At 59.8% G+C, this 16,331-nt stretch carries 8 protein-coding genes; 4 read left to right on the top strand and 4 right to left on the bottom strand.

What is annotated here, in order from left to right; translation table 11 throughout:
• Nucleotides 1-14: 14 nt before the first annotated feature.
• Together ACFPN2_RS01490 and ACFPN2_RS01485 are read right to left on the bottom strand one after the other, a co-directional pair.
• Nucleotides 15-1,544 carry an N-acyl-D-amino-acid deacylase family protein gene (locus ACFPN2_RS01490; protein WP_380594258.1) on the bottom strand — a complete coding sequence of 510 codons (1,530 nt, stop codon included), beginning with the start codon at nt 1,542-1,544 and terminating at the stop codon, nt 15-17.
• Nucleotides 1,545-1,594: 50 nt separating this feature from the next.
• Nucleotides 1,595-2,698, bottom strand: a complete 1,104-nt coding sequence (locus ACFPN2_RS01485) for a YkvI family membrane protein (protein ID WP_380594256.1) — start codon at nt 2,696-2,698, stop codon at nt 1,595-1,597.
• Between the two features lie 209 nt (nt 2,699-2,907).
• Here ACFPN2_RS01485 and dgcN point away from each other — a divergent pair, with 209 nt between their 5' ends.
• Nucleotides 2,908-3,915 carry an N-acetyltransferase DgcN gene (gene dgcN, locus ACFPN2_RS01480; protein WP_380594254.1) on the top strand — a complete coding sequence of 336 codons (1,008 nt, stop codon included), beginning with the start codon at nt 2,908-2,910 and terminating at the stop codon, nt 3,913-3,915.
• Here the strand turns inward: dgcN and ACFPN2_RS01475 are convergent.
• Nucleotides 3,894-4,328 carry a hypothetical protein gene (locus tag ACFPN2_RS01475; protein ID WP_380594252.1) on the bottom strand — a complete coding sequence of 145 codons (435 nt, stop codon included), beginning with the start codon at nt 4,326-4,328 and terminating at the stop codon, nt 3,894-3,896. The genes dgcN and ACFPN2_RS01475 overlap by 22 nt on opposite strands.
• A gap of 317 nt (nt 4,329-4,645) precedes the next feature.
• Here ACFPN2_RS01475 and ACFPN2_RS01470 point away from each other — a divergent pair, with 317 nt between their 5' ends.
• Genes ACFPN2_RS01470 through ACFPN2_RS01460 form a run of 3 tightly spaced genes read left to right on the top strand, consistent with a single transcriptional unit; the run spans nt 4,646 to nt 12,862 of the window.
• Nucleotides 4,646-5,545, top strand: a complete 900-nt coding sequence (locus ACFPN2_RS01470) for a PDZ domain-containing protein (RefSeq protein WP_380594250.1) — start codon at nt 4,646-4,648, stop codon at nt 5,543-5,545.
• Nucleotides 5,542-12,603, top strand: a complete 7,062-nt coding sequence (locus ACFPN2_RS01465; protein WP_380594249.1) for an FG-GAP-like repeat-containing protein — start codon at nt 5,542-5,544, stop codon at nt 12,601-12,603. Before ACFPN2_RS01470 ends, ACFPN2_RS01465 begins: the two co-directional genes overlap by 4 nt.
• Before the next feature lie 10 nt (nt 12,604-12,613).
• Nucleotides 12,614-12,862 carry a hypothetical protein gene (locus tag ACFPN2_RS01460; RefSeq protein WP_380594247.1) on the top strand — a complete coding sequence of 83 codons (249 nt, stop codon included), beginning with the start codon at nt 12,614-12,616 and terminating at the stop codon, nt 12,860-12,862.
• A gap of 680 nt (nt 12,863-13,542) precedes the next feature.
• Here ACFPN2_RS01460 and ACFPN2_RS01455 read toward each other — a convergent pair.
• On the bottom strand, nt 13,543-16,293 hold the full coding sequence (locus tag ACFPN2_RS01455; protein WP_380594245.1) for a winged helix-turn-helix domain-containing protein: 2,751 nt from the start codon (nt 16,291-16,293) through the stop codon (nt 13,543-13,545).
• Nucleotides 16,294-16,331 lie beyond the last annotated feature (38 nt).

Raw genomic sequence — 16,331 nt, 5'->3', positions numbered from 1 at the left:
GTACGCGGCTTGAGTTACTCGGTCTTCTTCGGGGCGCGCACCACTTGTCCGGGATGCAGGCCGGTGGTGCGGCGGTCCTGATACACGAGCTTGCCGTTGACCCAGACTTTCTCGATGCCCACCGACAAAGCGGTCGGGTTTTGCAGCGTCGCGCGATCGGCGATGGTCTCGGGATCGAACAACACCAGGTCGGCGCTCTGACCTTCGGCAATCGTGCCACGATCGGTGAGCCCAAGATGTTTCGCCGCGAGGCCCGTCATCTTGTAGACGCCTTGCTCGAGTGTCATCGCTTTCTTGTCGCGCACGTAGTGACCGAGCACTCGCGGGAAGGTGCCATGTCCGCGCGGATGGCCGATGGACACGCCATCCGAACAAATGTTTGTGTGCTCCCAAGTCATCAGACGAATGACATCGTCTTCGCGCATGCTCTCGCCGATCACGGACTCGATCCGCTCCTCGTTGGGATGCGCCTTCTCGTACTCGATGGCCAGTTTCATCAGGGCCAGATACAGATCCACCGGGTTGGTATTTCGTTCCTTGGCCACCTGCGCGAGCGATTTGCCCACGATGGTCGGATCAGGTTGATAGCGCGAGAAGTGCAGTCCTTCCGGAGGCGTCGATTCCTTCAGCATGAATTCGAGGCCCTTACGATCGTCGTACACCTTGTTTGGGAACATCACGCGCATGGTCGATTGCCAATACGTGTACGGATAGATGTCGGCGGTGATGTCCACGCCGGAAGCACGGGCGTCGTTCAGCAGCTTCAGCACTTTGTCCGACGTGCCCCAAAGTTTTTTAACACCGACCTTGATGTGCGAGACCTGCACGGGCGCGCCGGTCTCGCGACCGATGTCGATGACTTCCTGCAACGCGGACATGAGCTCGAAGCCTTCGTTGCGAATATGACTGATGTAACGGCCGCCGAGACGCGCTGAGACCTTGGCCAAGGCGATGACTTCGGCGGGCGTGGAGAAGTTACCGGTTTCGTAGATCAGTCCCGTCGACAGGCCGAAGGCGCCGGCCGCCATGTCGTCTTCGAGCAGCTGGCTCATGCGGGCGAGGTCATCGTCGGTCGCGGCACGGCGGGCGCTGCCCATGCCTTGTTCGCGCAGTGTGTTGTGCCCGGAATAAGAGCCGAGGTTGACGGCGATCGGGTCTTTCTCGAGCTTTGCGTAGAACTCCCGCAGCGGCCACTGCGACGTGCCGTCCTGGCCGACGATGATGGTCGTCACGCCCTGACTGGTGACTGCGACCATGTCCGGCGACTTGGGAATGTCGAAGTCGTGGTGACTGTGCGTGTCGATGAAGCCGGGCGCGAGCGTCTTGCCATTGCCCTCGATCACGATCTCGCTGTTACCGGGGATCACATCACCGACCGCAACGATGCGGCCCTCAGCGATGCGCACCGACCCTTTACGAGCCGGCGCGCCGGTGCCATCGACGATCGTGACATCGGTAATGACGACGCTGTCCAGATTCGGCGCCGCCGCCGCGAACGTTACGGCCGGGGCGGCGGCGAGCAGGAGCGCGAACAGCTGTTTCATGGGGGACCTCTCCATGCCAGAAGCGCGCTCGATTATGCGACAGATCGAGCTCAGGTGGCGCGCTGCTCGCGGAGCACCAGCCAGGTGCCCCGGGTCAGCAGCGGCAGCAGGAACACGATCAGGAAGAACGCCGAGCTGTAGCGATAGCCGCGTCCGATGAGATCGATCAAGCCGATGGTGGTCGCGAAATACGCGGCAACCACCATGGCGCCGACAGCGATGGCCGGGCGCAGCCATGGGGGCATCGACTCGCCCTTATCCACGTAAGTGCGCGCGACTCGTTCGTTCAGGCCGTGCAACAAACCGGCACCCGTCTTGAACAACGCGCCGAGAATGACCAGCTGCACGACGGTGCTCATCCAGGCAATGTCCAACTGCTCGAGCACCACGGACACGGGCAGTGGCGCGCTCACGATCTGCGGATAAAAGGCAGACAGCGCCAACAGGAATGCAAAGCCTGGTAGCAGCACGAGTGGACCCGCGAGCGCGCCGGCGATCAGCGCTTCGGAGCGGGAGGTGAAGTGGCGTGCGACGAAAATCAAAATGGGCAGCACGCAGATGTTGTAACCGGTGTAGCTCACGCCGTTGACGATCGCCGTGCCCCAGCGGATCGGTTCGGCACCGAGCGACGCGGTCATGGCATCGCCGAACTTCGACCAGACGAACAGGAACATGGTCAGGTAGGTCGCGTAGAACAACACGGACCACGCCGAGATCAACCGCTCGATCACCCGGTTGCCGAAGAACACCAGCGCTGCGACGACGATCAGGAACAGCGTGGCATTCATGAGCTCGGGCGAGCCGAACATTTCGGCGAGCAGCTTGGCCGCCGCGGCGGAGATCACCGCCAGCACGAGCAGCAGCGAGCAGAAGTAGCCGAGCTCGAAAATCATCGAGCCGAACCGGCCGAGGTAGACGGCGCAGAAGCTCTTATAGTCGAACGCGTGATGGCGGCGGGCGAGCTCGAAGGCGATCATCGAGCCGGCGCTGAACAGTGCCGCGGTGATGATCATGCCGAGCAGGCCGGTGGCGGGGCCCTTGCTGATGAAGAATTCCACCAGCTCGCGTCCGGTGGCGTAACCGCCGCCGACGATGACTGCCTGGATGACCAGGCCCGGGACGATGTAGCGCTCGAGAAAATGACGTATCGACAAGGCTAAAAGCTCCCGATTCTCCCCATGTAGTAGTCAAGCGTGCGCGTGCCGTTGCTCGATTGGCTTGGCGGCCAGGACCGGTAACTTCGCACATCGGCGCCGCCAGTCTGCCAATCTGTTAAGCGCCTGCGCCCGGCGGAGAAGTAACGCTGCTTGCGGAAGGTTACCGTAGCGCATCTGTATTGAGAGCCCACTAGGAGGGGCATCGCATGCTGAGTCCATATTTGCTGTTCTTGGGGGATGTCGTCGAGCTGGCCGCTGCCAAGACGGCCGCTGGCATCCTGCAGTGGCGGCCGGAATTCTGCGTCGGTCAGATTCGTGTGGCCGGTGGCACGGTGGATCTGGGGTTGCCGGAGATGACGCCGCAAGTCGCCGCGCAGAAGGGCGCGAAGACCATGATCATCGGCATCGCGAACGCTGGCGGCTTCATCCCCGACAGCTGGATTCCGACCCTCGTCGCTGCGCTCGAAGCGGGGCTCGATCTCGCCGCTGGTATGCACACGCGCCTGGCCGATCTCCCGATCATTCGCGATACCGCGAAGCGCCTTGGTCGCACGCTGCACGACGTGCGTCAGCCTACGCAGACGTTTCCTCCCGGCAATGGACGCAAACGTCCTGGCCTTCGCTTGCTCACGGTCGGCACTGACTGCGCCGTCGGCAAGAAGTACGCCGCACTTGCCATCGAGAAGTCGATGCGTGCTCGCGGCATGAAGGCGGATTTCCGCGCCACCGGCCAGACCGGCATTTTCATTTCAGGCCGCGGCGTGGCGGTCGACTCGGTGGTCGCCGATTTCATTTCCGGTGCGGCCGAGTGGCTGTCGCCGGCCAATGAGCCGGATCATTGGGACGTGATCGAGGGGCAGGGCACGTTGTTCCATCCTGCGTACGCGGGCGTCACGTTGGGCTTGATTCACGGCAGCCAGCCGGATGCGCTGGTCGTGTGTCACGAGCCAGTGCGTCGTCAGCTCGTCGGCTTCGATCACTATCCGGTCGCGGATCTCGAGGAATGCATTGCTGCTACTACGCGCGCTGCTCGACTGACCAATCCCAAGGCTCGTGCGGTCGGTGTGGCGATCAATACGTCGCGCATGACTGAAGCGCAGATCGAAGACTCGATTGCGCAGATCGAGCGTCAGACCGGCCTGCCTTGCCGCGACCCGATCCGTCACGGCATGGACCGCATCGTCGACCACATTCAGACGATCTGGCCGGCTTGATGACGCGCTAGACGCCAGCGAGCTGCAATCAACGGCGGTGCGATGACCACCGCCGTTGTGAGAATGTCCGCCCAGGTGTGATAGCGCTGATAGACCATCAGCACGAAGTAGGCGAGCAGGCTTGCCGTCCACGCCATCCAGGTCTGCGGCTTGATCGCGCACAACGCCACGACCAGCGCAATCGCCACCGCGGTGTGCGTACTGAAATCCAGCCCGAGTGCTGGCCACCAGCCGAACTTCCCATCGAGCGCGGACAGCGCATAGGCGTATCCGATGCCTACTAACGTCGCTACGATGCTAAGCGTGGCTCGCTGCCACGCGCCTCGCCAGCGGAGCCAGGGCCAGAGCAGGGCGATGAGGGCCAGGATGGGAATGTAGCTGTCGGCGATGGCGTCCCAGGTTTCCCAAGTCACGTTCTACTCGTGAGTGCGACAAGTCGGTGCTTGCGCATATGAATTTTCCGTTTCATCTAAGTATGCCCGATCGATGGTGGGGCGAAACTAGCGGCGCTCGAGTTTCATTGTCAACGGGGCCTGACCCCGGTTGGGTGAAACCCTGATTTGAGAGGCGGGTCTCGTAAATCTGTTGACGCTGAAGATTGGACCATGCAACTTCGCGCCTGCAGAGCATCACACTGAGTGCAACGACATAGCACTGTTAGGGAAGACACAAGCCTTCCGCAGCGTCGTTATGCGTGCGACTAGGGAAAGGAAGAGACGGATTTGCAGCTGTGGCTCGCGTCGAGAACAAAGTCCCCCAAGAAGCGTCGAGCCGCAAGCGTTGGATAAGGGTCGCCTCATTCGGCGCCGCTGCGTCGATTGCTATGGCGTTGCTGTGGGCGGCAGGCTGGCCACCGGGCGACTGGGTAGCGCGAGTGGCAGGATTCTTCGAACATGGAGCCGCCGAATCATTGGGCCAGCCGACGCAGGGCGTGTCAGCGGATTCCAAAGTCTCATCCGCACTCCCTTTCCAATCAGCGGACCCCTTCGTTGGCACCGATTCCTCAATCTCCGACGTTCCGTTGCCACTGTATCTGGTTGGAGTCACGCCAGGTCGAAATGCGAATGAGGGAACGGCGCGCATCGGGACCAGCGTCGACAATCCTCAAACTTATGCAGCGGGCGCACTGTTGGTGAACGGATCGACCCTCGCGGAGATTCACTCCGATCATGTCGTGCTCAAACGCGGAGATCGTGCTGCCCGGTTGATGCTGTACGACCGTGGCATGTCGCCAAAGGCTCCTGGCAAGAACGATGAACTGCTGACGATCGACTATGAAACCGGGAAAACAGCGGATTCACAGCCTACTCGTGAGCCGCTCACTGAATTCCTTCGCCCCAACCCGGTGTTCGACGGCGATATTTTGCGTGGGTACGAAGTCTATCCTGGGAAGAACCGTGGTTTGTTCGCGCAGCTCGGACTGCAATCTGGCGATGTGATCGTCGCCATTGATGGCATGGCGGTCACCGATGCCGAACAAACCTTACAGATGCTGCGCGAGCTGGATACGGGCGTGGTGTTGACCGTCACCGTCGAACGCAGACAACAACAGCAGATGCTCACTCTCGATGGCGGCGCAGTCGTTGCCAGTCGCGAGCAGGCGACGGATCGTAAATTCAAGGGCGAATGATGAAGAACAAAGCAGCGGCTCTGGCAGCATTGATGGTGCTGTGGTTGAGCTTCGGGGCTCAGGTCCAAGCAGCATCGCAATGGAACACGGACAATTACGATCTGTATCCCGGCGATTTCGATGGCGATGGCAAGACCGATTTGTTGTACGTCGCGAAGAGCCCGTCCGGTGAAAGCGGTATCGCACGTTCCGATAACACGGGCGCACCCAATACGAGCTGGCAGACCTGGCTCAGTAACTATCTGGGCATTCCGTGGCATAGCAACCTGTACCGAATTCTGGTCGGCGACTTCAACGACGATGGGCGCTCAGACCTGTTCCTGCAGCGTTCGACGCCGGGCGATCACTACGTGCTGCTGGCCAATACCGATGGCAAGTTCACCGCCATCAGTCAGCCGATTCCGAACAACTATCTGAGTCAGGTGTGGTCGGCGGATCAGCACACGATCCACGTTGGCAACTTCGACGGCGTCGGCGGCGACGATCTGTTTCTGCAGGGCAATCGGCCTGCCAACGAGCATGCGGTGTTCCTGTCGAATGCCAGCGGAGGATTCGTTTCGTCTTCCCAGCATTGGTTCGACAGCGATTGGGCGGCGTTCAGCTGGTCGACCCAACATTCAAACATTTTCGTCGGTGATTTCGACGGTAATGGTTCGAGCGACTTGCTGGTGCAGGGCAAGCCGACGATCACAATCATCGACTACGAGGTAGCAATCCCGATCCCGACGTATGGTATCAATACATTCGGCGTGGTCCTGTCACAGGGCGGTGCCACGCCGTTCCAGCAGAGCGGCGTCCGTCAATGGAGTCGAAGCAAATTCAAAGCGGATTGGTCGGTCGCCGGGGGCAACCTCCTCGTCGCTGACTTCAATGGCGACGGTGTTACGGACGTACTGTTACAGGCTCGCACCTCGTCCGGAGCGAGCTCGTTGCTACTGGGGGTTGCGTCCAGCACCGGAGACAAGTTCGCGGACGCGACCCCAGCTGCTACGAACGTAAATTGGTCGGGTAGCGGCTATAGACTGATCGCCGGTAACTTTGACGGCAGCGGTGGTGCGGGGGTGTATTGGCAAGCGCAGGGATCGGGCGCCACCAATTACGTTTCCAATTCTGTCGGCAGCAGTGTTTCCACGACTGCTCACTCTCCGGTACAGCCTGGCGGAGTTTATCCGACTACCGCAGTTGGGCGTACTGCCGGTTCATTCGCGGTTTCGAGTGTGGGTTCAGCCACCTACGACCTGCCGCTTTGGATGCCATCCGGACCACGCGGTATGCAGCCCAACCTTTCGTTGACATACGACAGCAATGCGGGAAACGGTGTGTTGGGCGTCGGGTGGTCGTTGACTGGGTTGTCTTCCATTGAACGTTGCAGGCACACGATTGCTCAGGATGGCGATACCAGCGGCATCTCGCTTTCGGTGTACGATCGATTTTGTTTGAACGGTCAGCGTCTGCAGTTGTTCTCCGGCAGCAATGCCACCGACGGGTCGACGTATCGAAAGGAAATCGACGACTTTTCGACAGTGACCGCAGTCGGCACCCTCGGCGGCGGCCCGGATCACTTCACGATGCGCGACCGGAATGGCATCTCATATGAGTTTGGCAATACCACCGACTCGCGGGTCGCCGGCGACGGGGCCGTCACTCCGTTTCGCTGGAAACTCAACAAGGTCTTCGACCAGGCCGGTAACAGCTATGTCGTCACATACTCAAAAGCAACGGGATACGCTGTGCCTACAAGCATCTCCTGGTCGCCGACGACGGCAGGAGGATCGTCCTATCAATACACTGCTGTGTTCTCGTACATGGACACGCGTACCGGCGCCGACACGGTCACAGGTTACGTTGCCGGTTCGTCGGTCTCTAACAGTCGTCGGCTGGAGAGCATTCAGGTCCAGAATTCAGCCAACGGCATCTCGCAAACGGTGCGAAGGTATGTTTTGGGCTATGACATTTCGCCGGGAACGGCACGTTCCCGCCTGATCTCGATTCAGGAGTGCGCGGACGATTCGCTCGGCGCATGTCTGGCGCCCACCGCGATTGCGTATCAGGACGGCATCCGCATTCTTGCGAACGGAATCTCGGGAGGCAGTGCTTCAGGCAACGTGTTGACGGACCCGCGCGATTTCAACGGTGACGGCCGGGACGATCTGATATACGTCTCGGGCAGCACGTGGCACGTGGCTTTTGCGATTGCGGGTGGTGGCTTCACGACGCCGCAAAGTACAGGCATCGCGTCCGGTGTGACACCGATCAGCGATAGATTCGTGCGTAGCAATCAAGACGCTCTGCTCGCGCCCTCGGGCGGCTTTTGGCACTACTATTTTTGGAACAAAACAACCGGAGCGTTCTCCTCGGTTCCGACGAACGCTCAGGCGGTCACCGCAATCGCTTCTGTTGTCGCGGATACCAACGGCGATGGGCTGAGCGATCTCGTTTGGGCCGTCGCAGGCAACAAGGTATACATTCGTCGCAACACTTCGGCGCCTGGCGCTACTGTGCCGTCGTTTGAAGCCACTGAGCAACTGGCCGCGACCGTTGCATTGGGAGGCGGCATCCTCACGTTCCGAAACGGTGAGTCGCAGGGTGTCCGGCGACACGACTTCGACGGTGACGGCAAGCAGGATTTGATCGTCCTGACGAGGCTCACGCTGCCGAACAACCCCAACCCCTTTCGGTATACCTCCGTGCCGCTGCTGTCTCGTGACAACACGTTTCAGGTCGGCTTCAGCCCAGCCGAGACTTTCCAGTTCGTCCCCCAAAGCTCCGGCGGTATCAATTTCAATGACGATGCTTGCACCGATCGCGTGCACTTCAACTCGGTGTACATAGAGCAATGCGGCTCGAATCCCGCCAGCACCGTAGCGCTGCCGGGAACGCCGACGCTGATCATGGATTGGGATGGCGATGGACGCACTGATTTTCTCGTCGAAAGCGGCGGATACCTAGTCGCGCATCGCTCGCTGGGGAACAGTGTTGGACCGGCGGAAGCCACTGGTATCGGTGCCAGCACTGGAACCTACTTCTCCATCGACCAGGACGGCGATGGTCTGGATGATGTGGTTCATGCAAGTGCCAGTTCGCCGCGCGTGCTTACGTTCTATAAGCGCCCGGCAGCGACCGGCTCGCCGCTGCCGTTGGATCTGACAACTCCGGATCTGGCGGTCAGCTTTACCGATGGCTTCAGCGTGAACTATTCGCCGAGCTATGTTTCGACGGCGAACAGCAGCTACACGGCGGCAGCCTCCGACGATCTGGTGCTGCGAAGCATGCCTGGCAGTCGTACCGTCGTGGGCCAAGTGACTGCTTCCAACGGTTCGGGCGGTACATATAACCGCACCTATGAGTACATCGCGGGTCGCATCAATCTCGATCGCGATGATTTCGCAGGCTTCGAGCAGGTGAAGGAGATCGACCTTCGTACCAATCTCGTTCGCAAGACCACCTATGAGCAAGTGTTCCCGCTGGTCGGTATGGTGAAGAGATCCGAGCTGCTGCAGGCCAATGGCACCACTCCGATTCAGGTCACCGCCAATACCAACCAGAAGTTCGATTACATGTTCGGTGCCCACAAGCGCTATTTCGCATACCTGCGCACTGGCGAAACAAAGCAGTACGAGTTTCTCGGCGCCCAGAACGCGCAGCTGTTGTCGACCGCGACGACAACGAACACCTTTGACGTTAGCACCGGAGCACTGACCGATTCGACGACCGGGGTAGTAGAAGCCGCCACTGCCAACGGTTTGCAGGGCGGGGCCACGCACACAGCTGAAGTACATATCTCGCTATTCAACGACGTCGGAAATAGTTGCCTCGGGCGACCCCAGCAAATTACGCAGAAGCGCAGCAACACGATCGCAGTGACGGGGGCCGAGATCATCAGGAAAACAAGTATCGCCTGGAATGGTAGCTATTGTCGGCCCGACTATTCGATTGCGGAACCGGGCGATCCTCGATGGCAGGTGACGACCAACTACGGTTACGACGGCTTCGGCAATGTGAGTTCGACGACAGAGACGCCCATTGCCGTGGCAACTCACGTGCCGCAGCAGACAGCTCGTACTACCACGATCGACTGGGGGGCGACGGGGCAGTTTCCGACGGTCGTGACGAATCCTCTGTCTCAATCCACCACCTACGGTTGGAGCCGAAAACTCGGCGTCATGACGCGTGCAACGGATCCGAACGGCATCTCCACGTACTGGTATCCGGACGTCTTCGGGCGAGTCGTTCAGGAGTCCCGGCCTGATGGTACGCGCAGCGAACAACGCTTTACTGCTTGTACAGCCGGCAATAGTTACTGCTCAGGCGCGTCCGATCTCCGTCTGCAAGTTCAGAACTACAGTTACGACAATAGCGGCGCGGTGATTCGCGCCGACACTCAGTATTTCGATCGCTTCGAGAAGCTTCGCTACAACGACCAGCAGTTGTTGAGCGGATCGGTCAGCCGTGTGGTTACGACATACGACTCGCTGGGCCGCCTTTTCAAACAGTCAGTGCCGTATACATCCGGCGGGCCTGAAGGCAACACGACTTATGGTTACGATGATCTTGGCCGGTTGCTGTCGATCAAGCGTCCGGTCAGCGAGTCCAATTTGACCGAGCCACTCATCTTGATCAGTTATCTGGGCTTGCAGCAGGAAATAACTGATTCGCGAGCTGCGCCGTCGCGCAAGGTAACGCACGTCCGCGATGCATTGGGTCGGGTGGTGCGCTCACTCGATGCGGCCAACAGTGACACCGACTACGCCTACGACGCTTTTGGCAATCTGCGTACGGTTACGGACGTTGCAGGGAACGTCACCTCGCTGACCTACAACCAGCTAGGTTGGAAGCTCGAGTCGGTCGATCCCGACATGGGCCACTGGTACTACGACTACTATCCGATGGGTGAGTTGCGCTGGCAGAAGGATGCCAACTTGAAGGAGGCGACCTTAGAGTACGACAAGCTGTCACGTCTCACGGTGAGACATGAGCAAGAAGGAGCGACCAATTTCTATTTTGACAGTGCCGCGCATGGCATAGGGCAATTGCACTATGTATTGGCCCCCGGTGGATACAAGGAAACCTTGGCCTATGACATTGCCGGACGACCGAGCCAACGGTCCATCGAGGCGGATGCTGTCGCGTACAACTACATTTACGGTTACAACTCTGCGGGCTTGCTGGATACGTTGACGTATCCAATGTCCACCAGTGGCTCTCCGTTCAAGGTGCGGTACGGCTACGAGTACGGCATCAACAACAGCGTGCGCTCGTATGTCGACAACTCGCCCGGCACGATTTACTGGCAGGCGACCAGTAATGTGAGCAACGCCAGGGGGCAGTACACGGATGAGCAATACGGTAATGGTTTGCGGACGCGTAGCACCTACGACCTGATCTCAGGACTGCTAAAAGATCGCAAGACCGGCCCGGGTCTGAGCCAGAGCATTCAGAACCTCGCCTTCACCTGGTACGCGAACGAGCAACTCGACACGCGGAGCGACAACAATCAGTCGCTGACCGAGAAGTTCTACTATGACTCACTGGGACGGCTCGACTATTCGGAGTTGAACGGCAGTCAGAATCTGAATGTCGACTACGACGCGCTCGGCAACATCATGGCGAAGACCGGGCTCGGGGACTACAAGTACGAACACCCCACCAAGAAACATGCGGTGAGTCGGATTACCGTCAACAACGTGCAGACGCACAGCTACACGTATGACAACAACGGCAATATGCTGACTCGGGACGGCGCTCAGACAGATTGGTTTACCTATAACCTGCCACAGACCATTCGCTCCGCGACGGCAACGAGCACCTTTGCCTATAACCACGACCGCCAGCGCTGGAAGCAGCAAACCACGGGTGCTGGGGGCACGGAAACCATCACGTACATAGGTGAGTTGTTCGAGAAGCGAGTTGTCGGTACCGACATCGAGTATCGACACCTTGTCGTTGGCGGCAACGGCCAAGTGGCGTATGTCGAGCGCAATTCCGGATCCACATCGGCATCGACCTACTACGTCTCCAGCGATCATCTCGGCGGTACCAGTGTCATTACCGATGCCACAGGTGCCGTCGTCGTGCGCGAGAGCTTCGACGCCTTCGGCCAACGTCGAGGCAGCAACTGGACCGGCGCGCCGACCGCGCTCGAGATGACGCAGATCGCCACCACCACGCGGCGTGGCTTCACGTTCCATGAGCATCTCGACAACTTGAATCTGGTGCACATGAACGGTCGCGTTTACGACCCGATGCTTGGCCGCTTTACGTCTGCCGATCCGAATGTGCAGGCTCCGTTCAACGGTCAGAGCCTCAACAGATACAGCTACACGTTCAACGATCCGCTAACGAACGTCGACCCATCAGGTTTTAGTTGCTGGCACCACGAAAGCAGTTATCAAGACGCGAACGGTGGGGTGGTGCAAGCCGATCGCTACGACACTTGCGATGATTGGTATTGGTACGGGGACTGGACCGGCGGCGAAGGCGACCCGGATGGCGGTAGCGGGGGCGGGGGCGGTGGTGGCAGCGGCGGTGGGGCGGCCGGTGCGGATGGCACAGTCGGTGGGACGCGCGACATTTTTGTCGCTCAGGCAAGCGGCGGGATACCTATGTATCTCACCGTACCTTCTGGCATAGCCTCTGATGTGCAAGCTGGCGTACTCGAAGGGCAGGAACTGGCACTCGAAGCTGGGCTAACAGTGGCGCCTGTACCGCCGATCGTCCGCGGCATACAGATGTACCGAAGCTGGCGCGCTTTGAGGCAGATTGATCGTCTGGTAGATGCAGCGAATGTCCCCATCGCCAAAGACGGTCTAAGCGCTGCTGCTCGAGCCCTGAGCAAGCATTCGCAGAGAGCTGGTGGAACATTTGAGCGAGCCGCCGGTAACGTTGCGCAAAGAAATGCGCAGGCGGAGAGAGTCTTGCGAGAGATCCTTGGGCATCCAAACGCGGTGCGAACCAGTCTGAGTCGGGGCGGCTTCGAGGTTCGGTTACCCAATGGTCAGGGAGTGCGGTACAACGCCGGAGATGTGTTCAGCGGATTCCTCGATCCTCCAATCCCTTAAGGTCCAGACCATGATGCCCACAGATTTCACAATGGAGTATGTCAGTGATCCACGATACGAGCTTTTAGCCATTGAAGTCTCGTTCAGGGGGCAGCGGCTGTTCCAAGCGAACAAAGAAAGAGGCGAGATTGAACTTGAATTCGATCTCAATCCTCGACTGCTGGGGGCGCAAGTGGACATGCGCTTCAGTCTGGAGGATCTATTGGCGGTTCTTTCGCACGTCCGAGGCGAGATGGAAAAAATCAATCGCGACGAGTAGCTGGAATGCAGTGGTCTCGTCGCCGCCCGTCGCCGCTTGCTTGAGTTGCGCGCCGCCGGCGCTCTGCGCAGCCCGCTTGGCCCTGCGGCTTACGCTGGCAACGCAAGCAACGCGCCGGGCTGCGGCAGTGGAGCGTTGATACGTCGGCAGCTTCGGTGGGCGTAGTGGAATAAGTCTGTCGGCGCTCGCGAAGACGCGGGTGCTGGAAGTGGTTCAACTGATCGTGCATCCAAGCGGTTGACCCGTTCGCTGCACTTCGTGCCGTGCGCAGCACCGCGTGCGTGCCCGATCAGCCCCCCATCCCCTGAGACGGCGCTTCGGGCGGGCATTGGAACATGGACGCTCAGAAAGTATGCGCACTGGACGGCGTGCTGTCGCACGCTTCGCGACCCAGACTAGATCTGGGCGATAGGGGCCAAGGTGGGAAATACCGGTTGGAGAGTAGCGAACCTGGTGCGAAGAAGCGTGAGGAGCGGCTGTTGCGTGCGACTGCGGCGGACGTCGTGTCTGCAAAAAACCTGCGTACGTAGTGGAGCCAGCTTTCGAGTTGGTGATTCGTGGGGCCGAGCCCAAGCTCCATGGTTGAGTGTTCTGGTCTACTTGCGTGACGGTCAGTGCGATAGATTTGATCTCGCCGATAGTTGGGAAGATCGTCGTTAGCAGCGCTGCCATCCTAGTAGTTACTCAATCAACCTCATCTCCCGCGCCCGCGCAATCGCCCCCGTCCGCGTACTCACATCCAGTTTCGCGAACACATTCTTCAAATGCCACTTCGCCGTGGACAGTGCGATCTGCGATCGCGCGCTGATCTCGTGATTGCTCAAGCCCAATGCCAGTAGCCGAAGCATATCGATCTCCCGCTCAGTCAACGGCTCCAGAGGCAACGCAGGCTTGCGAGGTGAAGGTGCGGACACGGGCACGGCTTGGGAGAAGACGTTCTCGAATTTGCCGAAGTAGTGCGCGGGTAGAGGAGAGTGGAGGCGGCCGGTGGTGAGGGCGGCGGAGATGACTTGGATCATGGAGGGGGCTTCGTCGAAGACGCCGCGGGTGAAGCCGTGGCCGCGGGTTAGGGCGAAGCCGCGGTTCAAGGAATCGAAGGCGGATTCGATGTCGCCGGAGTGCCAATAGCAACAGGCCAACGCGGCTTCGAGTGGGGCCTCGCGATATACAAACCCGACTTCGTGAGCACTATCTCGTAACACGAGCAGAATGGCGCGAGCCTCGTCGTATTGGCGTTGTTTGATGAGCAGCGCCGCGTAACCGGAGCCGAAGCGCTCCCATGCTTCATCGTAAGTGCGAGAACGGCGCCACTCACCTGACCGTGCCCGTCGTTGCAAGCCAAACTCCAGGGCCACGGCTCGCGCTCGCTGCAGATTATCCTGGGACAACAGGAGCCGAATCTTCTCCGCACACACCTGAGCCAGAAAGCGTGCATGCGAGCCGCTCTCGAGCATGCTATGCAAGTAGTCGAGCAGCTGAAACGCCTCGTAGTGCCGGCCGTTGATCGCTTTGACCCGCGACAGCGTCACATACGCCGTGGAGACGTTCTCGACGGTGGATTGGACACACAGCAGCGGCAACACTTCCGTGCAAAGCGCCTCAGCCTCGTCGAGTCGATTCTCCTCATAGCGCATATAAGCGAGGGCATTCGCTGCATTCACCCACGCGGGCGTGCGATGGCCGCCGCGGACCATGGCAAACATGCGTTCGCATCGATCGGCGGCGGCTTTCATGTCGCCCTGGGCGCGATCGGCCAGCGACGCGACCACTTCGGCATAGCCCAGGCTGTACAAGCTGATCGAGTCGAACGTGTCGCGCGCCCGCATGGCGAGGCGCCACGCCTTATCGAATTGGGAAAGGCGGAGCATGGTGTACGCCTGCAGCGTCAGCAACGTGCCGATGAGAAAGCTGTCGGCGCCGCGATCTCGCAGCGCCTCTGGAGAGGAGATGCCAATTTGCCCGCTGCTGTCAGCGAGCACAGTGAGCATGGCGTGCAACAAACGAAGATGTGCAGACCCGAGTGCGCGCTCGGTGCTGACGTTCGCCTCGACTTCTCGCAGCGTCGCCGCCGCCTCGTTGAACCGTCGAGAGAGAATCAAGCTCGCGATATAAACCCTGCAGATGCCCGCATGGCCGAGAATCACGTTGTGAGGCAGCTTGCTGGCCCAATGAATCACCGCGATGGTTTCACCGGCGCGAAGCCAGTTGGTCGTGCACCGTTCCAGCAACTCCAGGCGCCATTCTTCGTTGGTCGCGGCGAAGGCATGATGAAGCGCCTCGTCGTACAGTTGATGTTCCGCATACCAACGGCTCGCGCGCTCATTTAGTAACGACAATCGAGCAGTGTCGTGCCGTAAGTGGCTGCGTAAAAAATCCAGAAACAGCGTGTGATATCTGTACCAGTGGCCGTGGCTATCGAGCGGTTGAATGAACAGTTGCGACCGCTCCAACTGCTCGAGCAACGATTGGCTGTGCGCGGCACCGATCAAGGCATTGCAAAGCTCAGCGGTCATCCGGTCCACGACGCTGCTGGCGATCAAGAACTCTCGCAGATGCGGAGCCTGTTCTTGCAGCACTGAGGTGCCGAGATAGCGAGCGACCTCGTAGTGAGAGCCGTTGAAATCGCCAATGCCATCGCGCGACTCGGCGGCGGCGAGCAAGGCGAGTTTGACGCCAGCCACCCAACCCTCGGTGCTGCGCCAGATGCCATTCACCTCGTCACTCGTCAGCGTCCGGTGGCAAAGCAGCTCGCCCAACTGCACGATGGAAGCCGGATCGAAGTTGAGATCGACGGGAGCCAGGGTCAGGAGCTGATCGTTCAATCGCAGCTGGCTCATGTGCAGAGACGGCAAGCCGCGACCGGACAAAATCCATCGAATCCCAGCCGGCGACTGTAAGAGAAGCGCATCGATGGCGCGCACCAGCACCGGCGTGCTCAGCAGTTGTAAATCGTCCAGGACGATACAGAGAGGAGAGTTCAGCCGTGCGAGGCTCGCGATGACGACCGCAATGGCGGCGTCGAGGGAGGCGTCTTCGCGCCGTTGATGAGGAAGATACGCATCGAATGCCGGACACACAGATCGGACCGTGGCGATCAGATAAGAAAAGAACCGCACCGGCTCGTTGTCCTGCTCATCCAGCGACAGCCACGCCACAGATTGTGTGGCCGACGAGCGTTCATGCCACTGCGCCAGCAGCGTTGTCTTGCCCGACCCGATCGGCGCGGCGAGCAGCGTCAGCTTTTGTTTGGCGGCGGCATCGAGGCGCGCGAGCAAGGTGCCACGCTCGAGGCAAGTTGTCGCGGATTGGGGCGGCTTCAACTTGCTGTGAATGAGGTAGTGCGGACCGATGTCGCTGACGGCGGGTGACGCTGAACGAAGCGCCAGGCGCTCGGCCCGATCCTTGCCGCTGCTGGTGAGCTGGTGTGCCACGCGCTCCCCCGAACGATCCGTTTCTAATGATGAGCCAA

This window comes from Steroidobacter flavus, assembly GCF_042651805.1.
Classification (GTDB): Bacteria; Pseudomonadota; Gammaproteobacteria; order Steroidobacterales; family Steroidobacteraceae; genus Steroidobacter; species Steroidobacter flavus.
The sequence above is the reverse complement of the archived record's forward strand: the minus strand, read 5'-3'. Positions and strand labels throughout refer to the sequence as shown.

What these genes read in the sequence shown, in the direction of transcription:
- ACFPN2_RS01490 (WP_380594258.1), bottom strand. Translation starts at nt 1,544, where the DNA reads ATGAAACAGCTGTTCGCGCTCCTGCTCGCCGCCGCCCCGGCCGTAACG.
- dgcN (WP_380594254.1), top strand. Translation starts at nt 2,908, where the DNA reads ATGCTGAGTCCATATTTGCTGTTCTTGGGGGATGTCGTCGAGCTGGCC.
- ACFPN2_RS01465 (WP_380594249.1), top strand. Translation starts at nt 5,542, where the DNA reads ATGATGAAGAACAAAGCAGCGGCTCTGGCAGCATTGATGGTGCTGTGG.
- ACFPN2_RS01460 (WP_380594247.1), top strand. Translation starts at nt 12,614, where the DNA reads ATGATGCCCACAGATTTCACAATGGAGTATGTCAGTGATCCACGATAC.